Annotated in this window: 15 protein-coding genes; 9 read left to right on the forward strand and 6 right to left on the reverse strand. The window is 62.9% G+C overall.

Annotated features, from left to right (window positions below; genetic code table 11):
* Positions 1 to 4 precede the first annotated feature (4 nt).
* The gene (putA, locus tag B9Z34_RS10770; RefSeq protein WP_233249555.1) at positions 5 to 3,835 is read right to left on the reverse strand and encodes a bifunctional proline dehydrogenase/L-glutamate gamma-semialdehyde dehydrogenase PutA; all 3,831 of its coding nucleotides are present in this window, start codon (positions 3,833 to 3,835) and stop codon (positions 5 to 7) included.
* 197 nt (positions 3,836 to 4,032) lie between these two features.
* On the opposite strand from putA, the gene B9Z34_RS10775 reads away from it, so the two are divergent.
* Together B9Z34_RS10775 and B9Z34_RS10780 are read left to right on the forward strand one after the other, a co-directional pair.
* Positions 4,033 to 4,506, forward strand: a complete 474-nt coding sequence (locus B9Z34_RS10775; RefSeq protein ID WP_108428118.1) for an Lrp/AsnC ligand binding domain-containing protein — start codon at positions 4,033 to 4,035, stop codon at positions 4,504 to 4,506.
* A 23-nt stretch (positions 4,507 to 4,529) separates the two neighbouring features.
* A complete protein-coding gene (locus B9Z34_RS10780; RefSeq protein ID WP_108428157.1) occupies positions 4,530 to 4,919 on the forward strand; it encodes a thiol-disulfide oxidoreductase DCC family protein in 390 nt (129 codons plus the stop codon).
* Positions 4,920 to 4,929: 10 nt separating this feature from the next.
* On the opposite strand, the gene B9Z34_RS10785 is transcribed toward B9Z34_RS10780, so the two are convergent.
* Positions 4,930 to 6,237, reverse strand: a complete 1,308-nt coding sequence (locus tag B9Z34_RS10785; protein WP_108428119.1) for a leucine-rich repeat-containing protein kinase family protein — start codon at positions 6,235 to 6,237, stop codon at positions 4,930 to 4,932.
* Positions 6,238 to 6,349: 112 nt separating this feature from the next.
* Positions 6,350 to 7,351 (reverse strand): type I glyceraldehyde-3-phosphate dehydrogenase, encoded by a 1,002-nt coding sequence (gene gap, locus B9Z34_RS10790; protein WP_108428120.1) that lies wholly within the window; start codon positions 7,349 to 7,351, stop codon positions 6,350 to 6,352.
* A 362-nt stretch (positions 7,352 to 7,713) separates the two neighbouring features.
* On the opposite strand from gap (B9Z34_RS10790), the gene B9Z34_RS10795 reads away from it, so the two are divergent.
* Positions 7,714 to 8,985, forward strand: coding sequence for a hypothetical protein (locus B9Z34_RS10795; RefSeq protein WP_108428158.1), 1,272 nt, complete (start codon positions 7,714 to 7,716; stop codon positions 8,983 to 8,985).
* 249 nt (positions 8,986 to 9,234) lie between these two features.
* Here B9Z34_RS10795 and gap (B9Z34_RS10800) read toward each other — a convergent pair whose 3' ends face one another.
* From gap (B9Z34_RS10800) to B9Z34_RS10810, 3 genes are all read right to left on the reverse strand, one after another.
* A complete protein-coding gene (gap, locus tag B9Z34_RS10800) occupies positions 9,235 to 10,242 on the reverse strand; it encodes a type I glyceraldehyde-3-phosphate dehydrogenase (protein WP_108428121.1) in 1,008 nt (335 codons plus the stop codon).
* Positions 10,243 to 10,381: 139 nt separating this feature from the next.
* A complete protein-coding gene (gene tkt / locus B9Z34_RS10805) occupies positions 10,382 to 12,433 on the reverse strand; it encodes a transketolase (RefSeq protein WP_108428122.1) in 2,052 nt (683 codons plus the stop codon).
* A gap of 92 nt (positions 12,434 to 12,525) precedes the next feature.
* Positions 12,526 to 13,620, reverse strand: coding sequence for an aromatic ring-hydroxylating dioxygenase subunit alpha (locus B9Z34_RS10810; protein ID WP_108428123.1), 1,095 nt, complete (start codon positions 13,618 to 13,620; stop codon positions 12,526 to 12,528).
* 123 nt (positions 13,621 to 13,743) lie between these two features.
* Between B9Z34_RS10810 and B9Z34_RS10815 the strand changes: the two genes are divergently transcribed.
* The 6 genes from B9Z34_RS10815 to B9Z34_RS10840 all read left to right on the forward strand — a co-directional run bounded on the left by B9Z34_RS10815 (position 13,744) and on the right by B9Z34_RS10840 (position 20,127).
* On the forward strand, positions 13,744 to 14,523 hold the full coding sequence (locus B9Z34_RS10815) for a nucleotidyltransferase family protein (protein WP_108428124.1): 780 nt from the start codon (positions 13,744 to 13,746) through the stop codon (positions 14,521 to 14,523).
* A 63-nt stretch (positions 14,524 to 14,586) separates the two neighbouring features.
* Positions 14,587 to 15,975 carry an aminopeptidase P N-terminal domain-containing protein gene (locus B9Z34_RS10820; RefSeq protein WP_108428125.1) on the forward strand — a complete coding sequence of 463 codons (1,389 nt, stop codon included), beginning with the start codon at positions 14,587 to 14,589 and terminating at the stop codon, positions 15,973 to 15,975.
* A gap of 7 nt (positions 15,976 to 15,982) precedes the next feature.
* Positions 15,983 to 16,588, forward strand: a complete 606-nt coding sequence (locus tag B9Z34_RS10825) for an MOSC domain-containing protein (protein WP_108428126.1) — start codon at positions 15,983 to 15,985, stop codon at positions 16,586 to 16,588.
* Between the two features lie 212 nt (positions 16,589 to 16,800).
* Positions 16,801 to 19,104: an NADP-dependent malic enzyme gene (locus B9Z34_RS10830; protein WP_108428127.1), complete on the forward strand. Its 2,304-nt coding sequence runs from the start codon at positions 16,801 to 16,803 to the stop codon at positions 19,102 to 19,104.
* 154 nt (positions 19,105 to 19,258) lie between these two features.
* The gene (locus B9Z34_RS10835) at positions 19,259 to 19,672 is read left to right on the forward strand and encodes a ribonuclease domain-containing protein (protein ID WP_108428159.1); all 414 of its coding nucleotides are present in this window, start codon (positions 19,259 to 19,261) and stop codon (positions 19,670 to 19,672) included.
* Between the two features lie 29 nt (positions 19,673 to 19,701).
* The gene (locus tag B9Z34_RS10840; protein WP_108428128.1) at positions 19,702 to 20,127 is read left to right on the forward strand and encodes a barstar family protein; all 426 of its coding nucleotides are present in this window, start codon (positions 19,702 to 19,704) and stop codon (positions 20,125 to 20,127) included.
* Positions 20,128 to 20,210 lie beyond the last annotated feature (83 nt).

A 20,210-nucleotide genomic window follows, 5' to 3' on the forward strand; every position in this document is an offset into this window, starting at 1 on the left:
CTGATCACAAGCTCAGTGTCATCAGGCTGGCGTTGCCGCCTGCGGCGGCTGTGTTGGTGCTGATGCTGCGCTCGCTCACCAAGCGGGCCAGCGGCACGGCTGTGTCGCCCGGGCGCATGGCCGTGAGCGTGACGATAGCCCCGGGGCGCTGCGCCAGTTGCTTTTGCCAGTGCAGGGCAGTGGCTTCGTCGGCGTGCAGCAGTGCCGCGTCCACCGCTTCGCCTTGCGCAAGGTCTTGCAGCGTCACCTGGCTTTGCACCCCAGCAGGCAGCTGCGCATGCAGCGCCTGTGCAGACAGCGGCCATACCGCGTGGCTGCCCACGGCCAGCACGGCGGCCAGCTGGGTCAGGCGGTCGGCATCGGCGCTGGGCTGATCGCCCGTGAGACACAGCACCTGCGCACGGGCCTGCACGCGGTAGACATTGCGCTCGCCCGTTGGGCCTCTCAGGGTGGCTTGCAGGCCTGCCGGGCTGGCCGCCGCGAACTGCGCACAGGCATGCGCCAGGGGCAAACGGCCTTGCGCCACCGCCCAGTCGTGCAGGGCTTGCAGCGCAGGGGTGGGCTGCGGCAATGCCGCTGCACCGCTGGCCTGCACACTGCGTAAAGCCGCATCGGGCGGGCAGTGCGCCAGCAGGCGCAACAGGTAAAGCGGCCCACCTGCCTTGGGGCCGGTGCCTGAGAGGCCTTCGCCACCAAAGGGCTGCACGGCCACCACCGCGCCGACCATGTTGCGGTTCACATAGACATTGCCCGCGTGGGTGTGGCCCACGACTTGCGCGATGGTTTCTTCGATGCGCGAGTGCACACCCAGCGTGAGCGCGTAGCCGGTGTCGTGGATGCTTTGCAGCAACTGAGGCAATTCACTGCGGGCATAGCGCACGATGTGCAGCACCGGGCCAAACACTTCGCGCTTCAGTTGGGTGATGCGGTCGATCTCGATCAGCGTGGGTTGCACATAGGTGCCTGCGGGCAAGGTGTCCGGCGCTTTGGCGCGGTGGATTTGGCAGCTGCGTTGCGCCATGGCGCTCACATGCGCTTCGATGCCCTCACGGGCCCGTTCGTCGATCACCGGACCCACGTCCACCGCCAGTTGCGCGGGCGCACCCAGCGTGATTTCGGCCATCGCGCCTTGCAGCATCTCGACCAAGCGGTCCGCCACATCGTCCTGCACGCACAGCACACGCAGGGCCGAGCAACGCTGGCCTGCGGCTTCAAAGGCCGAGGCCACGGCATCCTGCACGACCTGTTCCAGCAGGGCCGACGAATCCACCACCATGCAGTTTTGGCCACCCGTCTCCGCGATCAGGGGCACCACCTGGCCATGCGCGTTCAGGCGCTCGGCCAGCGCCGCTTGCAGCACGCGGGCGGTCTCGGTGGAGCCGGTGAATAGAACGCCTTGCACGCGGGCATCGCGCACCAGCTGCAGGCCCACCTCACGGCCCTCACCCGGCAGCAGTTGCACAGCGGCCCGGGGCACGCCCGCTTGCCACAAGGCCTGCACCGCCAGCGCGGCCACGGCGGGTGTGGCCTCGGCGGGCTTGGCCAGCACCGGGTTGCCTGCGGCCAATGCAGCGGACACCTGCCCCACAAAAATCGCCAGCGGAAAATTCCACGGGCTGATGCAGGCCACCGGGCCCAGCGGCCTGTGGGTGCTAGGGTCAAAGTCGCGGCGCACCTGCGCGGCGTAGTAGCGCAAGAAGTCCACCGCCTCGCGCAGCTCGGCCACGGCATGGGCCCAGGTCTTGCCTGCTTCGCGCACCAGCAAAGCCATCACGCGGGGCTCGTCCGCTTGCAGCACATCGGCGGCACGCTCCAGCATTGCAGCGCGTTGCGCGGGGGGCGTGGCGGCCCATGCGGGGGCGAAATCGGCGGCGGCTTGCAGCGCGGCATCCACATCGCTGGCGCTGGCGTATTGCACTGTTCCCAGCACATCGCTGTGGTCGGCGGGGTTGCGCAGGGTGATGCGCTCAACGCCTGCAAAAGGGGCCGCCATCAGTGGGGTCACCGTCACAGCTTGCACATGCGTCTGCATATCCAGCGCCAACTGGCGCAGTGTGGGTTCGTGCGCCAAATCCGGCCCGCTGGAGTTGCGTCGCGCCGCGCCATACAGCTGCGCGGGCAGCGCGATTTGCGGGTGAGGCTGGCCTGGGGGGCTGTCTTCGCGCTGGGCATCTTCTTCGGTGCGCGCCACCGGGTCTTGCACCAGGTCGCCAATGGACACGCTGGCGTCGGCCATGCGGTTCACAAAAGAGCTGTTGGCCCCGTTTTCGAGCAGGCGGCGCACCAGATAAGCCAGCAGGGTTTCGTGTGTGCCCACGGGCGCGTAAATGCGGCAAGGCCGCTGAAACGGTGTACCCCCACGCAGGCTCACTTCGTGTAGCCCGCTGCCCCCCGAGGGGGTGCTCGCGCCTTGGGACGGCCCGGCGGCGCTCGCTCGCCCCACCACCTGCCGGTAAAGCGGCTCGCCCATGCCGTGCAGGCACTGGAACTCATACTGGCCTGGCGCATAGTCGCCGTGCAGGTCTTGCGCCAATTGCACGACGGCCGCCAGCGTGTGCGCGTTGTGCGTCGCAAATTGCGGGTACACCGCATCCGGCGCGGCCAGCAGCTTTTGCGCGCAGGCCAGGTAAGACACATCGGTGTGGTGCTTGCGCGTGTAGACCGGGTAGTCGCTTTGCCCATCGAGCTGGGCGCGTTTGATCTCGCTGTCCCAATACGCGCCTTTGACCAAACGGACCATCAAGCGGTGCTGGGTGCGACGCGCCAGATCAACCACGAAATCGATCACGAAGGGGCAACGCTTTTGGTAAGCCTGGATCACAAAGCCGATGCCGTGCCAGCCCTGCAAGCTGGGCGCGTGGCACAGCGCTTCGAGCAGGTCGAGCGAGATGTCCAGCCGGTCCACTTCTTCGGCATCGATGTTCAGGCCAATGTCGTAGTGCCGGGCCAGCTCGGTCAGCTTCAACACGCGGGGCAGCAACTCGCCCATCACACGCTGGTGCTGGGCACGGCTGTAGCGCGGGTGCAGTGCCGACAGCTTGATCGAGATGCCCGGGCCGTGGATGACGCCCTGCCCGTTCGATGCCTTGCCTATCGCGTGGATGGCGTTTTCATACGAGCGGAAATAGCGCTGCGCATCGGCTTCGGTCAGCGCCGCTTCGCCCAGCATGTCGTAGGAGTAGCAAAAGCCTTGCGCTTCCATGTCGCGAGCGCGGTGCAGCGCCTCGTCAATCGTCTCGCCCGTGACGAACTGCTCGCCCAGCATCTGCATGGCCAGTTGCACGCCCTGGCGGATCAGCGGTTCGCCGCTCTTGCCGATCAAGCGGGTGAGCGAGGCCAGCATCGCGCCCTCGCTGTGCGTGGCCACCAGCTTGCCTGTGAGCAGCAGGCCCCACGATGCGGCGTTCACAAACAGCGAGGGGCTGCGGCCCACATGCTGGTGCCAGTCGCCCTGGCCAATCTTGTCGCGGATCAGCGCGTCACGGGTTGCGGCGTCGGGGATGCGCAGCAGCGCCTCGGCCAGACACATCAGCGCCACGCCTTCTTCGCTGGACAGCGCGTATTCCTGCATCAGGCTTTGCACGCGGCCGGCACGGCCGGCCTGCTGTGGACCCTCGCGCATGCCTTGCACCAGTTGGCGGGCCAGCGCGTCGGTGCGTTCGGCTTGCGCGGGGCGCATGCGGGCGGCGGCCAGCAAGGGGGCCAGGGCCTGCGCTTCGGGCAGCCGGGTGGCGCGGGCGATGGCTTCGCGCAGGGCGCTGCGCTCGGGCAAGGGGCCGCCGGGGGTGAAATGGGCACCTGTGGGCGAGGTGTTTGGGGTCATGCGTGCGTTCATGGGGGTGGCCTTGCGGATTCAATCGGGGTGGTGCAGCGGTCATGTCGGGGCTGAAGCCGCCGACCTATGGAGACAGGTTCTTGTAGGTCGGTGGCTTCAGCCCCGACATCTTTCCGGAACTACATGAATCGCTATCATCCGGATATGAGACTGAATATTTCGCCAAAATAGAATCAATCGACCGGATAAAAATCAATATGACCACCGAAACCCCGGACATTGACCGAACTGACCGACGCATCCTGGATGTGCTGCAACGCGACGGCCGCATTAGCAATCTGAAGTTGGCCGAAAGCGTGGCGCTGTCCCCCACGGCGGTGCTGGCGCGGGTGCAGCGCCTCACGCGTGAGGGCTTCATCCTGGGCTACGAGGCGCGCCTGAACCCGCTCAAACTGGGCGCAGGGATGATGGTGTTTGTGGAAATCCTGCTCGACCGCACCAGCCCCAATGTGTTCGAGCAGTTCAAGGCGGCGGTGCAGGTGCGCCCCGAGATCATGGAGTGCCACATGGTGGCCGGGGGTTTTGACTACCTGCTCAAGACCCGCGCCGCCGATATGAACGCCTACCGCGAATTTGCGGGCACTGTGCTGTGGCAACTGCCCGGCGTGCGCGAGACGCGCACTTATGCGGTGATGGAAGAAGTCAAGAACACAACGGCGTTGGCGCTGTGAACATGCCCGCTTCAACCCCCAGTTTGATCGTGGTGTTTGACGGGCAGTGCCTGCTGTGCAACGCCTGGGTGCGGTTTTTGCTCAGGCACGACCAGCGCGGTGTGTTTCGCTTCGCTGCCATTCAGGGCCGCACGGGTCAGGCCTTGCTGCAGCAAGCGGGTTTGCAGCTCGAGGGGCTGCAAACCCTGTTGCTGGTCGATGGCGCCAAGAGCTGGCAACACACGGCCGCGATCTTGCGCATCCTGCACCACCTGGGCTGGCCTTGGCGTGCCGCTTGGCTGGGCTGGCTGGTCCCCGCCGTGCTGCGCGATGCGCTGTACCGCTGGGTGGCCCGTCACCGTTACCGGATTTTTGGCTGGTCAGACCGTTGCATGGTCCCGTCACCCGATGTGGCCACCCGATTTCTGGACTGAGCGCAGCGACTCAAGCTGCCAAGCCATCGGCCAGCGACTGGCACTGCGCGGCCACGGTGGCCATGTCAGGTCGGTCGCTGGGCATGGGCAACAGGCAGTTCTGCGCCACTGCATGGAGCGCTTGGCTGGCGGGCGCTGAGGTGTGTGCGGCCAGCTCCTCCAGCAAACAACCCATGGCCCGCACTTCGAGTGCCAACAAACGGCGGCGCATTTCGGGCGGATGGTCAGGCAGTCGGGTGGCCGCGCCCAAGTCGCCCAGCTGCGCCTGGCCGTGCACCGGGTCGATCAGGATGTTGTGCGCATACAGATCGCCGTGCATCACGCCACGCTGGTGCAAATGCGCCACCGCATTGGCCACATCACGGGCGATGCCCAGCGCCAGAGCTGCAGGCAAACTGAATTCGGGTGGGTACACATCGCGGGTGCAGGTCTGCAAACTCGGGGGCTCCGCCAGATTCGCATGCCCGGGCGGAATGAGGGGCATCAACAAACCTTGCGCTTGCCCGGGGTGGCCGGTCAGCCGGGCCACGGGCGTGGTTAGGTTCGGGTGTTCACCCGCGGCCAGGCACGCGGCCAGTTCGTCTTCGGGCAAGCCATCGCTGGTCACTTCGCCTTTGAACAGCTTGAGTGCCAACGCTTGCGGCCAGCCAGCAGCCTGCACCCGGTGGATATGACCCGAAGCGCCCTCCCCCAGCAGCTGGCCCAGGGTGATGGAAGCCCAGGACACTTCGGGCAAGGCTGGTTCATGGGCCAAAGTCCAGCCCATGGCATTGCCCGCCAGTGCCAGCCAGGACAAGCGGGGCAATTCGGTCAACCAGACAGGCACTTCGGTCAGGCGGTTGGCCGAAATGCGCAGCAATTCCAATTGCAGTGCGCTTTGCAGGCTGTCAGGCAAAGCCTGCAGCTGGTTGCCTGCCAGCATCAGTTTTTGCAGGGCGTGGCATTGGCCCAGTTCGGCAGGCAAATGGCCAATCGCGTTGTCGGTCAGCGTCAACCAGCGCAAAGCACGCGGCAGCGAGGCAGCGGGCACATCCGCAATGCGGTTGGCCTTGAAGCCGATCATCTGCAAAGCCGGGCAGTCGCCCAGCACTTCGGGCAGCACTTCAAAGTCGTTGTCCGAGGCAAACAGCACCCGCAGCTTGTGCAAACGGCTCAGTTGGTGCGGCAAGTGGCGCAGCCGGTTGCCACTGAGGTTGAGCACTTCCAGTGTGTCGGCCAAGGTAAAAATTTCGGCGGGCAGCTCGGTCAGGCCATAAGCCAGGTCCAGGCGGCGCGTGCCCGCCAAGGTGCCGCTGCGCAGTTGTTCAAGGGTGTGCATGGGGGTCTCAATCAGCCAATGAAAACGCCCATGAAAAGCATGGGCGTTGTCTGCAGATTGTCGGGCATGCACGGAGCGGAGAACCAGCCCCCTTCAGCACGCGTGCGCGGGCTTATGCCTTGCCCACCACCCGAGCCATCTCCAGGCACTTGTTGGAGTAGCCCCACTCGTTGTCGTACCAGGCCATCACCTTGACGAAAGTGTTGTCCAGGGCCATACCGGCTTCAGCGTCGAACACGCTGGTACAGACTTCGCCCCGAAAGTCGGTGGACACCACTTTGGCTTCGGTGTAGCCCAACACGCCTTTCAGCGCCCCTTGGCTTTGCGCTTTCATCTCGGCGCAAATTTCGGCATAGGTGGCCGGGTTGTTCAGCTCGGCCGTCAAATCCACCAGCGACACATCGCTGGTGGGCACACGCACCGCCACACCCGTCAATCGGCCTTTGATCTCGGGGATCACCACGCCTACCGCTTTCGCCGCGCCCGTGCTGCTGGGGATGATGTTTTCCAGAATGCCGCGCCCACCGCGCCAGTCCTTGTTGCTCGGGCCGTCCACGGTTTTTTGGGTGGCGGTGGTGGCGTGCACGGTGGTCATCAGGCCGCGTTGGATGCCCCATTTGTCGTTCAGCACTTTGGTGATGGGGGCCAGCGCATTGGTGGTGCAGCTGGCGTTGCTGATGATGGCCTGGCCCGCGTAGGACGCATGGTTCACCCCATAGACAAACATTGGCGTATCGTCTTTGGAGGGCGCCGACATCACCACCTTTTTGGCGCCTGCGCTCAGGTGCTTGCCCGCGCTGTCCTTGTCCAGAAACAGGCCTGTGGCTTCGATCACCACGTCCGCGCCCACCTCGTTCCACTTCAGGTTGGCGGGGTCGCGCTCTTGCGTGAGGCGAATGCGTTGGCCATTGACGATCAGGGTGCTCCCCTCGACCGACAGCGTGCCCTGAAAACGGCCATGCACGCTGTCGTACTCCAGCATGTAGGCCAGGTAATCCGGCTCCAGCAGGTCGTTGATGCCGACGATCTCGACATCCTGGAAGTTCTGCACCGCTGCACGCAGCACCATGCGGCCAATGCGGCCAAATCCGTTGATACCGATCCGAGTGCGCATGTCTGTCTCACTTTCGTTGAGGGTTTAGGCCGCAGTCCATCTGTGAATGATGAACCGCAGATGTAACCATCGTATGCCAAACATTGAAATTTTGTTACAAAACCCCGGCCGACTATCGGTTTGTTCCGGTTTTGTAACCCGATGTTTGTTCCGTGTGCGGGCGGACAGAGCGTCCGTTGACGTCTGGGAAGAATGGGTTGGTAAATCAGGTGCACATGGTTGACAGGTCTTTTCATTCATCATTTCCAAAATGGGTACACACATGACACGCGACACCAAAGCCGCTGAGCATCTGAATCTGGCATGTCCGCGTATCGAGTTGGGTGGACAATCCCGTCATGCCCTTTGTCAAAAGCCATCTTGTGAACACCACACACATCAACGCCGACAACTTCAACCGCGAATGTTTTTGCATCAGCCTGGACGAAGCCGCCTTGCGCCGCAGCATGGCGGCAGACATTGGCGACCCGGCTCTGTTCGAGCTGGTGCAGGACCGTTTGCCTTCCTTGTTTTCGGCACGGCCCGTGGTGCTGTCACAGGCCCAGGTGCGGGGCATGGCGCAGCTGATTTCGGCGCTGGAGTCGGTGGTGGCTTTGCCCGCTTACCGCGAGGAGGTTTTGTCACGTTCAACGCCGATTGCGCGTCACCCGACGAGCGCCAAAAGTGTCTTCATGGGCTATGACTTCCATGTCAACGCCACGGGTCTTGGCCTGATCGAAGTGAACACGAATGCGGGCGGTGCATTGCTCAATGCCTTGTTGGCCCGGGCGCAGCGCGCTTGCTGCGACGAAATCGAAACGCTGGTGCCCACCAACGCCCAGGTGGACGCCCTGGAGGCCGTTTGGGTGGCGATGTTCGAGCGTGAGTGGCGGCTCTGTCAGCCGGGTCGTCCTTTGCGCACGGTGGCCATTGTGGACGCCTCACCCGAGCAGCAATACCTGTACCCGGAGTTCTTGCTGTTCCAGACCTTGTTCAGGCGCCACGGCATTCAAGCTTTCATCGCAGACCCGGCGCAACTGGACTGGCGCGATCAGCGGCTTTGGTGCGACGGTGTGGCCATCGATCTGGTTTACAACCGCCTGACCGACTTTGCCCTGAGCGAGCCCCAGCACGCCCATTTGCATGAAGCCCATGTGCAGGACGCAGTGGTGTTGACACCCCATCCGCAAGCCCATGCGCTGTGGGCCGACAAGCGCAACCTGGCGCTGCTGTGCAACCCGAGCATGCTCCAGGCCATGGGCGTGTCCGAAGCCACGCAAGCGGTGTTGCTGGCGGGCATTCCGCACACCGAGGTGGTGACGCCCGCCAATGCCGAACGCTTGTGGACTGAGCGCAAACATTTCTTTTTCAAACCTTTTGCAGGCTACGGTGGCAAGGCCGCTTACCGGGGTGACAAATTGACGCACCGCGTCTGGGCCGAGATCGCGGCGGGCGGCTACATCGCCCAGGCTTGGGTGGCCCCGGGTGAACGCACCATCTCGGGTGGCGACTCGGCGCAAGTGCTCAAGTTCGATGTGCGCAACTATGTGTATGACGGCCAAGTGCAGTCTCTTGCCGCCCGTTTGTACCAAGGGCAAACCACCAACTTCAGGACACCGGGTGGCGGGTTCTCTCCGGTTTACATTGCGCCTTGAGGCACTTGTGAGAGGCTGCCCCTGCGGCCGAATCTCAGTGGGCCAGTCAGCCCATTCGCGAGCAGGGGCTCGCTCCCACTTGGTTTTGTGCCTATGAAAAAAGCGCCCTAAGGCGCTTTTGTGTGAATACCATGACTCAGATGCCAGTGCCCCGTCGGGGCGATGTGGCAAAGCGAAGCGCCTCTGAGCCCTGGCGGGGCACTGGCATCTGCGTCTGCCGCAGGCACCTGACGCCCCATTAGAGGCAGCTCACTTCTTCTTGGCTACCACCCGCACCATCTCCAGGCACTGCTTGGCATAACCCCATTCGTTGTCGTACCAGGCCACGATTTTGACGAAACTCTTGTCAAGGGCAATGCCGGCCGTCGCGTCGAACACGCTGGCGCAGGGCTCACCCCGGAAGTCGGTAGAGACCACTTTTTCGTCGGTGTAACCCAGCACGCCTTTGAGGGCGCCTTCGCTTTGCGCTTTCATTTCGGCGCAGATATCGGCGTAGCTGGCATCGCTGTTCAGCTCCACGGTCAGGTCGACCACCGACACGTCAGAGGTGGGCACGCGGAAGGCCATGCCGGTGATCTTGCCCTTGATTTCGGGGATGACCACGCCCACGGCCTTGGCCGCGCCTGTGCTGCTGGGGATGATGTTTTCCAGAATGCCGCGTCCGCCGCGCCAGTCTTTGCGCGACGAGCCGTCCACCGTCATTTGGCTGGCGGTGGCGGCGTGCACCGTGGTCATCAAACCGCGCTTGATGCCCCATTTGTCGTTGAGCACCTTGACCACGGGGGCCAGGCAGTTGGTGGTGCACGAAGCGTTCGAGATGATGGCTTCGCCTGCGTATTTTTTGTGATTCACGCCGTAGACGAACATGGGGATGCTGTCTTTGGACGGGGCCGAGATCACGACTTTTTTGGCGCCCGCGGCCAGGTGCATCTGGCTGGTGGGCTCGGTCAGGTAGTGGCCGGTGCATTCGAGCACGATGTCCACACCCATCTGGCCCCAGCGCAGGTTGTGCGCGTCGCGCTCGTGCGAGAGTTTGATCTTCTTGCCGTTGACGATCAGGCTGTCTTCGGTGAAGTCCACCGTGCCATCAAAGCGGCCGTGCACGCTGTCGTACTTGAGCATGTAGGCCAGGTAGTCCGACGGCTTGGGGTCGTTGATGCCGACGATCTGGATGTCGTTGAAGCCGTGTTTGAGTGCAGCGCGCAGGGCTAGGCGGCCAATGCGCCCGAATCCGTTGATACCCAACTTGATGGTCATGGTGAAAGCCTCGGGATAAAGTTACTAAACCGTTACGTAACCGGATTGGAAATCAAAACCCTTGCATGGGCCTGATCACCTGAACCTGGTTTCAGCGCAGCCCGCGCTGAAACCGTTCAGTGCCGGTCAATGGCCTGAATTAGGCCTTGAGCAGCGCAGCGTGGACCGCGTCGGCCACGTTTTCGGCGGTGAAGCCGAAGTGTTTGAACAGCACAGGTGCGGGGGCCGATTCGCCGTAAGTGTCGATGCCCACCACGGCGGCGCAGCCGTATTTCCACCAGCCGTCGGTGGAGCCCATCTCGACCGCCACGCGGGGCAGGCCTTTGGGCAACACGCTTTGCTTGTATTCGGTGTCCTGGCGGTCAAACACGTTGGTGCTGGGCATGGAGACCACGCGCACACCGATCTTGCGCTCGGCCAGCAGCTTTTGCGCGGCCAGGGCCAGCTGCACTTCAGAGCCGGTGGCGATGATCACGCCGTGGGTCTTCTTGATGCCGACGTTTTCGGGCTCGGACAGCACATACGCGCCACGGCTGATGTCGCCCAGATCGCTCTTGGGCGAGTAGGCCAGGTTCTGGCGGCTGAGCAGCAGGGCCGAAGGACGGTTGGCGTTTTGCAGGGCCACGGCCCAGGCCACGGCGGTCTCGGCCGTGTCAGCGGGACGCCACACGTCCAGACCGGGGATCAGGCGCAGGCTGGCGGCGTGCTCGATCGACTGGTGGGTCGGGCCGTCTTCGCCCAGGCCAATGGAGTCGTGGGTGAAGACATGGATCACGCGCTGCTTCATCAGCGCGGCCATGCGGATGGCGTTGCGTGAATAGTCTGAGAAGGTCAGGAAAGTGCCGCCGTAAGGGATGTAGCCACCGTGCAGGGCCACGCCGTTCATGATGGCGGCCATGCCGAATTCGCGCACGCCGTAGTTGATGTGGCGACCAATCTTGGAGGCCCCTTCGGTAGCCGAGCCTTCAGCTGTCTTGACCACATCACCAGCCAAGTCCACGCGGAAGGCGGCGGTGCTCTTGGTGTTGGTCAGGTTGGAGCCGGTCAGGTCGGCCGAGCCGCCCAGCATTTCGGGCAGGGCGGCGGTGAAGGCTTCCAGCGCGATCTGGCTGGCCTTGCGGCTGGCCACGGTCTCGGCCTTGGTGTGGGCGGCGACCACGGCGTCGAACGCCACCTGGTTGAAGTTCTTCGGCAAGTCGCCCTTCATGCGGCGCACGAACTCTTTGGCTTCGGCCGGGAAGGCGGCTTTGTAAGCGGCAAAGGCGGTGTTCCAGGCGGCTTCACGGGCTTTGCCTGCGGCTTTGGCGTCCCAATCGGCATAGACCTCTTTGGGGATCTTGAAGGGCTCGTGGCCCCAGCCCAAGGCTTCGCGGGTGAGCTTGATTTCTTCAGCGCCCAGCGGTTCGCCGTGGGCCTTGGAGGTGCCCGCGCGGTTGGGCGAGCCTTTGCCAATTGCCGTCTTGCAGACGATCAGGGTGGGCTTGTCGGCGCTGTGCTTGGCCGAGGCAATCGCTTTGGAGATGGCAGCAGCGTCGTGGCCATCCACGGCGTCGATCACGTTCCAGCCGCAGGCGGCAAAGCGCTGGGGCGTGTTGTCGATGAACCAAGGGGCCACTTGGCCGTCGATGGAGATGCCGTTGTCGTCGTACAAGGCAATCAGCTTGTTCAGCTTCCAGGCGCCGGCCAAGGCCACGGCTTCGTGGCTGATACCTTCCATCAGGCAGCCATCACCCAAGAACACATAGGTGTGATGGTTGACGATCTTGTGGCCATCCTTGTTGAATTCGGCGGCCAGCATTTTTTCGGCCAGCGCCATGCCCACGGCGTTGGTGATGCCCTGACCCAGCGGGCCGGTGGTGGTTTCCACGCCGGGGGTCACGCCCACTTCGGGGTGACCGGCGGTTTTGCTGTGCAGTTGGCGGAAATTCTTGATTTCTTCGATCGGCAGTTTGTAGCCGGTCAGGTGCAGCACCGAATAGATCAGCATCGAAGCGTGGCCGTTGGACAGCACAAAGCGGTCGCGGTTGGCCCAATGCGGGTTGGCAGGGTTGTGTTGCAGGTGATCGCCCCACAGCGCCACAGCCATGTCGGCCATGCCCATGGGGGCACCGGGGTGACCGGAGTTGGCTTGTTGGACGGCGTCCATTGCGAGGGCGCGGATGGCGTTCGCCATTTGCTGTGTATTGGCCATGAGGGGACAACTCCGGTGATGAATTCGGGAAAACCCGTGATTTTAGCGGTTGTCCATCGTGTGGCGCTGCGCTTGCAGCGCGTTCGCCGGTCTCAGGGTTGGGCCTCGCTTTGTTGCCGCGCCAGCACGTAGCGGCGCATGGCCACAGCGGGAGCATCAGCGGCCACTGAAAATTCGTACAAATCCTCAGCCGGTGTGTTGGCCAAGGCAAGTTCCTGCAAGGCCAGGCCGTCCACGTCTTCTTGAAAAGCCATAAACAGCTGATCGTGCATGAAGCGTGTGGTGGCCGTGTCCTCCAAAGCAAAATCACGTCCGTGCACGATGAAGTAATGGGTGCTGGTGGCGGTTTCGGGCGTGGGCATGTGTGCGGTGCGGATGCGAAATTGCGGGCGTTCGGTTTCGGGCAAATGACAGTCGTAGAAGGTCACCGAGACTTCATGCAACCCGAGGCTGCGGAACTCTGAGCGCACGATGCGGGCAGCCTGGCCCTGTCCGGTCAAGCCTGTGGGAATGGCCCATACCGGGGGCAAGGTGGTGGGCACCACGTTGCGCAACAAGGCAAATTGACCATCACCGATGACGCTTTCAAAGGTCGCTTTGGCGTAATCGGGCGTCCCAAAACTTTTGGCGTGCAAAAAGCTCAAATGTGTCAGGTCCAGCAGGTTTTCGTGCAAGCGCACATAACTGCCTTGAAGGCTCAGATAGCCTTGTGAGCGCTCCCACTCGGCACTTTCCATCCAGTCTTGTGGCGGCAGCTTGGACAGGTCGGCATGCTCGGCCTCGCCCATCCAAACCCAGACCACTGTACCGCGCTCGTGGGTGCGGTAGGACCGGATCCCCACGTTTTTGGGGCAGTTGGCTTGTGACGGGACTTCGATGCAATCGCCTTCGGCGTTGAAGCGCAGTCCGTGGTAGCCGCACACGATGGCGTCTTGGTCCAGCGTACCGGCCGACAATGGCATGGAGCGGTGCGGGCAGCGGTCTTCGAGCGCCACCACGCGGCCGTCGCTCGCGCGGAAAAAAACCAAACGTCGGCCCAGCAGGGTGCGGGCAAGCAGCTGGTCTTTGATCTCCTCCCCAAAGGCGGCCACGTACCAGTCGTTCATGACAAATGGTGTGTGCCGATCGGCCAGGCGCTGTGAGGCGTTTTGTACGGCGGTGATGACGTTGATGTGGGGGCGTGTCATGGGGTTTGTCTCCTGGAGGCGGCCTGGCGCATCCGCTGCGACCGGCCTGCATGTTGAAGTTTAGATCGTGGTATCTGACTTGGGCTGTCCCGGGAGCGCCCGCTGCCGTGGCAACATCCGGGGATGTCGTCCTCATTTGCCTCCCCGCCGCCAGCCCCCTCGCTCAGCGCCAAACCACCCGCCCAGGCCATGGTCCTGGCCGCAGGCCGGGGCGAGCGCATGCGTCCCCTAACCGACGCCACCCCCAAACCCATGCTGCCCTTGCGCGGCCAGCCGCTCATGCAGTGGCCCATGCAAGGCCTGGCGCGTGGCGGCTTCACCCGCCAGCTGGTCAATACCGCCTGGCTGGGCGAGCAGATCCCGGCGTACTTTGGCGACCGTGTCACCTGGCCCGGCTTGCCCGAGGTGCAGATCAGCTACTCCCATGAAGGCCAGGACTTTGGCCAGGCGCTGGAGACCGCAGGCGGCATCGTGCGTGCCCTGCCCCTGCTGGATGAGGTGTTTTGGGTGGTGGCGGGGGATGTGTTCGCACCCGACTTTGTGTTCACGGCGCAGGCGGTGCAGCGTTTTGCCGCCAGTCCGGCGCTGGCCCATCTGTGGCTGGTGCCCAATCCGACGCACAACCCGGGCGGCGACTTTGGCCTGTCGGCCACGGGTCAGGTGTTTAACCTGCCCAAAGGGGCGGCGGGCCGTGACCACACCTTCAGCACCATCGCACTCTACAAACGGGCCTTTTTTGACGATTGCGGCCTGCCTGCGGGCAACCCCCAAGGCGTCGCGCTGGCGCTGGCGCCCTTGCTGCGTGAGGCCATGGACCGGGGGCAGGTGACGGGCGAGGTGTATGCGGGCGACTGGACCGATGTGGGCACGCCGGAGCGGTTGGCGCAGCTCAACCAGAGCTAGGTCAGCCTCCCACGCGACACATGCGGGTGTCTCCTGTTGTGGGCGGCCTCCTACAATGTTCTGATGACCTCCAACACGATCTACTCTCAACGCCGTGCCCGCCTCGCTGCCCAATTGGGCGCAGGCGGTATCGCCATCATCCCCACCGCGCCCGAGCGTCAGCGCAACCGCGACAGCGATTACCTGTACCGGCACGACAGCTACTTTTATTACCTGACCGGTTTCACCGAGCCGCACGCGACTTTGGTGATCACGGCCGAGGGCGAGTGCACGCTGTTTTGCCAGCCCAAAGATCTGGAGCGCGAAATCTGGGACGGCATACGCTTGGGGCCAGACGCGGCACCCGCTGCTTTGGGCGTGAACCGGGCCTTGCCCATTGGCGAGATGGCCGCGCAGATGTCCAAACTGCTGGAAAACCGCAGCACCGTTTGGTACCCCTTTGCCATCCACACCGGGCTGGAAAGCTTGGTGAACGGCTGGCTGCAGTCGGTGCGTGCGCGGGTGCGTTACGGCGCTTTGTGCCCCGAGCAGCAACGTGACCTGTGCAGCCTGCTCGACGAGATGCGCATGGTGAAAGACGCGCACGAGCAGGACATCATGCGCCGCGCCAGCGCCATCAGCGCCCGCGCCCACATACGCGCCATGCAGCGCAGCGCCGCCATGCTGCGTGCGGGGCAAGAGGTGCGCGAATACCACCTGGACGCCGAGTTGCTGCACGAGTTCCGCCAAAGCGGCTCGCAGTACCCGGCTTATGGCTCCATCGTGGCGGGCGGTGCCAATGCCTGCGTGCTGCACTACCGTGCCGACACGGCTTTGATCCAAAACGGCGACCTGGTGTTGATCGACGCCGGTTGTGAACTGGATGGTTACGCCAGCGATATCACCCGCACCTTCCCGGCCAACGGCACATTCACCGGGCCGCAGCGCGCTTTGTACGACCTGGTGCTGGCCTCGCAAGACGCGGCCGTGGCCGCCACCCAAGCGGGCGCCCGTTTTGTCGATCCGCACGAGGCCACCGTGGCCGTGCTGGCGCAGGGACTGCTCGATGTCGGCCTGCTCGACAAGAACAAGGTCGGCAACGCGCAAGATGTCATCGCCAACCGCAGCTACTTCCAGTTTTACATGCACCGCACCGGCCACTGGTTGGGCATGGATGTGCACGATTGCGGCAGCTATGTGGAGCCCTCGCAGGTGGGCCAGATCAACGAACGCCAAGACCCGCTGAGCGGCGAGATCATCAAGGACCGCCCCAGCCGCATTCTGCAGCCGGGCATGGTGCTGACCATCGAGCCGGGCTTGTATGTGCGCCCGGCACCCGGCGTGCCCGAAAAGTTCCACAACATCGGCATCCGCATCGAAGACGACGCCATCGTGACCGCCACGGGCTGCGAGTTGATCACGCGCGGTGTGCCGGTCAAGGCAGACGAGATCGAAGCCTTGATGCGGGGCTGAGCGGCCCATGCCGCCGAGTTCGCCGCCGGGTTTTTCAGGCACGCTGCTTGCCATCCAGACCGGCCGGGTGCGCCCGCTGGTGGTGGGCGGGCGCAAGCTGATGTCGGCCATTGGCAAAACCACCGTCGCAGGCCCCATCGAGGTCGGGGTGCTGGGCTTGGCCGGTGACGAGCAAGCCGACTTGTCGGTGCATGGGGGCCTCGGCAAAGCGGTGTACGCCTTGCCGTCGGAACACCTGCCCTGGTGGCAGGCGCAGCGGCAGGCCCAGGGTGTGACGATGTTCGATGAAGCCTTGGCACCGGGCTTTTTGGGTGAAAACCTGAGCCTGCAAGGCGTGCTCGAACAAGACCTTTTTGTGGGTGATTGTTTGGACTTTGGTGATGTGGTTTTGCGCGTGACCCAGCCACGCGAGCCCTGCGGCAAATTCAATGCCGTCATGGGCTACGCCCAGGCCGCCAAGGACATGGTTCAAAGCGGGCGCTGCGGCTTTTATTTGGCGGTGGACCAGCCGGGTCGTTTGCAAGCCGGTGCGTCTTTTCAGATCATTCCAGGGCAACGCTCGGTCAGCGTGGCGCAGGCCTTGCAGCACAAAGCCTGGAAGCATTTGCGCTGAACAGTCGCCATTTCGCCCTTCATTTGTGCGCAAAAGTCAAAAGCCAACTCACTGGCGAAGGGCATTACCCAGGCCTTGCGCGTTGAATGCGGGGTCTACAATGAAAATACCGCCTGACTATCGCCCTGGATGTTGACAAATTCTTTGCCATCCAGATCCGTTGTCGAACCCCGGCAACCCCGACAGCACATCCCTACAACGGAGCCAAAACAATGACCAACAAGGTCCAAGCCGAAGAAAAACGCGCCCAGCTGCGCAAAGCCGCACTCGAATACCACGAGTTCCCCACCCCCGGCAAGATCGCCATCGCCCCGACCAAGCAACTGGTCAACCAGCACGACCTGGCGCTGGCCTATTCGCCCGGCGTGGCAGCCCCTTGCGAAGAAATCGTCAAGGACCCCGGCAACGCCTTCAAGTACACCAGCCGGGGCAACCTGGTGGGCGTGGTGACCAACGGCACCGCCGTGCTGGGCCTGGGCGACATCGGCCCGCTGGCCAGCAAGCCGGTCATGGAAGGCAAGGGGGTGCTGTTCAAGAAGTTTTCGGGCATCGACGTGTTCGACATCGAGATCAACGAAAAAGACCCGGACAAACTGGTCGAGATCATCGCCTCGCTGGAGCCGACCTTTGGCGGCATCAACCTCGAAGACATCAAGGCCCCGGACTGCTTCTACATCGAGCGCAAGTTGCGCGAGCGCATGAAGATCCCGGTCTTCCACGACGACCAGCACGGCACCGCCATCGTGGTGGGCGCGGCCATCCTGAACGGCCTGAAGATCGTGGGCAAAGACCCCAAAAAGATCAAACTGGTCACCTCGGGCGCGGGCGCAGCGGCCCTGGCTTGCCTGGGTTTGCTGGTCAAGCTGGGCATCCCGCGCGAAAACATCTGGGTCACCGACCTGGCGGGTGTGGTCTACGAAGGCCGCACCGAGTTGATGGACGAAGACAAGATCCAGTTCGTGCAAAAGACCGATCTGCGCACGCTGCGCGAAGTGATCGCCGGAGCCGACGTGTTCCTGGGCCTGTCGGCCGGGGGCGTGCTCAAGCAGGACATGGTCCAGTCCATGGCCGCCAAGCCGCTGATTTTTGCGTTGGCCAACCCCAACCCCGAAATCGACCCGGCCGATGTGAAGGCCGTACGCGACGACGCCATCATGGCCACGGGCCGCACCGATTACCCCAATCAGGTCAACAACGTCCTGTGCTTCCCCTACATCTTCCGGGGCGCACTGGACTCGGGCGCGACCACCATCACGCTGGAAATGGAAATCGCGGCCGTGCACGCCATTGCCGAGCTGGCGCAGGCCGAACAAAGCGAAGTGGTGGCCGCGGCCTATGTGGGCGAGCCCCTGGCCTTTGGCCCCGAATACCTCATCCCCAAGCCGTTCGACCCGCGCCTGATGATGAAGATCGCGCCCGCCGTGGCGAAAGCCGCTGCTGAAAGCGGCGTGGCCCTGCGTCCGATCAAAGACCTGGACGCTTACCGCGAAAAACTGCAAGGCTTTGTCTACGCCTCGGGCACCATGATGAAGCCGATTTTCACGGCCGCCAAACGCGCCCTGAAAAAACGCATCGCCTACAGCGAGGGCGAGGAAGAGCGCGTGTTGCGTGCCGCGCAGATCGTGGTGGACGAGGGCATTGCCCGCCCCACGCTGATCGGCCGACCCGCCGTGATCGCCGAGCGCATCGAGAAATTCGGCCTGCGCCTGAAGGAAGAGCTGGACTACGACGTGGTCAACGTCGAAATGGACCACCGCTACCGCGATTTCTGGCAGACCTACCACCGCATGACCGAGCGCAAAGGCATCACCCAGCAGATCGCCAAGATCGAGATGCGCCGTCGTTTGTCGCTGATTGGCGCCATGTTGCTGCACAAAGGCGACGTGGACGGCATGATTTGCGGCACTTGGGGCACCAACCCCATGCACCTGAACTACATCGACCAGGTGGTGGGCAAGCGCAAAGGCGTCAACACCTTCGCCTGCATGAATGGCTTGATGTTGCCGGGCCGTCAGGTGTTCATGGTCGACACCCATGTGAATTACGACCCCACGGCCGAGCAGTTGGCGGAGTTCACCATTTTGGCGGCCGAAGAAATGCGCCGTTTTGGCATCCAGCCCAAGGCGGCTTTGTTGTCGCACTCCAACTTTGGCTCGTCGAACCAGCCCAGCGCCGTCAAGATGCGGCAGGTTTTGGACTTGTTGCGCCAGAACGCGCCTTGGCTGGAAGTGGACGGTGAAATGCACGGTGACGTGGCCCTGGACGCCGCAGCACGCCAGGCCCTCATGCCCAACAGCAGCCTGATCGGCGACGCGAATTTGTTGGTTTTGCCAAACATTGATGCTGCCAACATCGCCTACAACCTGCTCAAGACCGCAGCCGGTGGCAACATCGCTGTGGGGCCTGTTTTGCTGGGTGCGGCCAAACCGGTCCACATCCTCACGCCGAGCACCACAGTTAGACGGATCGTGAACATGACCGCCCTGACGGTGGCCGATGCCAACGCAGCGCGTTAAGGCATAAAACAAGAGTCTGTGCTCACTTAAAGCGCGAATGTCCGGACAGATTTTGCCTGTTTATTGGGCATTCGCTTGCTTTTTTATGTCGTTTGCCTCACACTAGCGCCTTCGAGTGTTCGGGTTAACCCGGGGACTTCTGAAAGGTGTTTTCATGAAGGTGGCGCGACAATTCGCCTCCCTGCAGCGCTGGTTACTGGTGCTTTTGGGGTTGATGTGTTCAATTTGCACTGTTTTGGTGCAAGCCCGTCCAGCCACCGATGCCCAAACTTTACCCGTTGTGCGGGTGACAGATTTGCCGCGAGAAGGCCAAGAAACGTACCAACTCATCCGCAAGGGCGGTCCTTTTCCCTATGAAAAGGACGGGACGGTTTTTGGCAATCGCGAGCGACTTCTGCCCCGCGAAGCGCGGGGGTTTTACCGTGAATACACCGTCAGAACACCCGGGTTGAAGCACCGGGGAGCGCGGCGCATCGTTTGCGGTGGCCAAATTCCTCGTGATCCACAGACCTGTTACTACACACAAGACCATTACGCGAGTTTTCGCATGATTGTCGACAAGCCTTGATTTTTTGACTCTAGAGAAAGACCACGGAGATGGACACGCCGATTCGTCATGACCAAGAGACGCCCCTGAAGGGCGTGCGGTCTAACATCGTGCAGTCGATCCGCGCTTACCGCGTGAGCGACTTGCAAGATGCCGCCCAAGGCCTGGGCCACCACTTTTTGTATGCCAACCTGGCCGAAGCCCAGAGCAAGCAAGACGTGCTGGACCTGATTGGTGCGCAATTCACATTGCCCTCGCACTTTGGCAAGAACTTCGATGCCTTGTACGACTGCATGACCGATCCATTGCACAAGTCGGGCCCACAGCCTGGCTTCATCGTGGTGCTGGAGCAGATTCCCGCACACGCCAAGTTCGACAAGGAAGCTCGCGAGCAGTTGCTGGACATCTTCCGCGACACCGCCGATTACTGGGGAGACCGGAAGATACCCTTCCGATGCTTCTATTCTTTTCGGTAGCCCGTTCTGCACAAAACAGCCAAGCAGGACGGGCCAATGAGGCACAAAACGAAGACGCCGCCATGGCCGATTCGATCGAAGAA

The organism is Limnohabitans sp. Hippo3 (assembly GCF_003063665.1).
GTDB lineage: Bacteria > Pseudomonadota > Gammaproteobacteria > Burkholderiales > Burkholderiaceae_C > Limnohabitans_A.

Excerpts from the sequence above, each read along its gene's own strand:
- B9Z34_RS10775 (WP_108428118.1), top strand. The coding sequence starts at position 4,033 with ATGACCACCGAAACCCCGGACATTGACCGAACTGACCGACGCATCCTG.
- B9Z34_RS10840 (WP_108428128.1), top strand. The coding sequence starts at position 19,702 with ATGGACACGCCGATTCGTCATGACCAAGAGACGCCCCTGAAGGGCGTG.
- B9Z34_RS10815 (WP_108428124.1), top strand. The coding sequence starts at position 13,744 with ATGTCGTCCTCATTTGCCTCCCCGCCGCCAGCCCCCTCGCTCAGCGCC.
- putA (WP_233249555.1), bottom strand. The coding sequence starts at position 3,835 with ATGAACGCACGCATGACCCCAAACACCTCGCCCACAGGTGCCCATTTC.
- B9Z34_RS10820 (WP_108428125.1), top strand. The coding sequence starts at position 14,587 with ATGACCTCCAACACGATCTACTCTCAACGCCGTGCCCGCCTCGCTGCC.
- B9Z34_RS10785 (WP_108428119.1), bottom strand. The coding sequence starts at position 6,237 with ATGCACACCCTTGAACAACTGCGCAGCGGCACCTTGGCGGGCACGCGC.
- B9Z34_RS10825 (WP_108428126.1), top strand. The coding sequence starts at position 15,983 with ATGCCGCCGAGTTCGCCGCCGGGTTTTTCAGGCACGCTGCTTGCCATC.
- gap (WP_108428120.1), bottom strand. The coding sequence starts at position 7,351 with ATGCGCACTCGGATCGGTATCAACGGATTTGGCCGCATTGGCCGCATG.
- B9Z34_RS10810 (WP_108428123.1), bottom strand. The coding sequence starts at position 13,620 with ATGACACGCCCCCACATCAACGTCATCACCGCCGTACAAAACGCCTCA.
- B9Z34_RS10830 (WP_108428127.1), top strand. The coding sequence starts at position 16,801 with ATGACCAACAAGGTCCAAGCCGAAGAAAAACGCGCCCAGCTGCGCAAA.
- gap (WP_108428121.1), bottom strand. The coding sequence starts at position 10,242 with ATGACCATCAAGTTGGGTATCAACGGATTCGGGCGCATTGGCCGCCTA.
- B9Z34_RS10835 (WP_108428159.1), top strand. The coding sequence starts at position 19,259 with ATGAAGGTGGCGCGACAATTCGCCTCCCTGCAGCGCTGGTTACTGGTG.
- tkt (WP_108428122.1), bottom strand. The coding sequence starts at position 12,433 with ATGGCCAATACACAGCAAATGGCGAACGCCATCCGCGCCCTCGCAATG.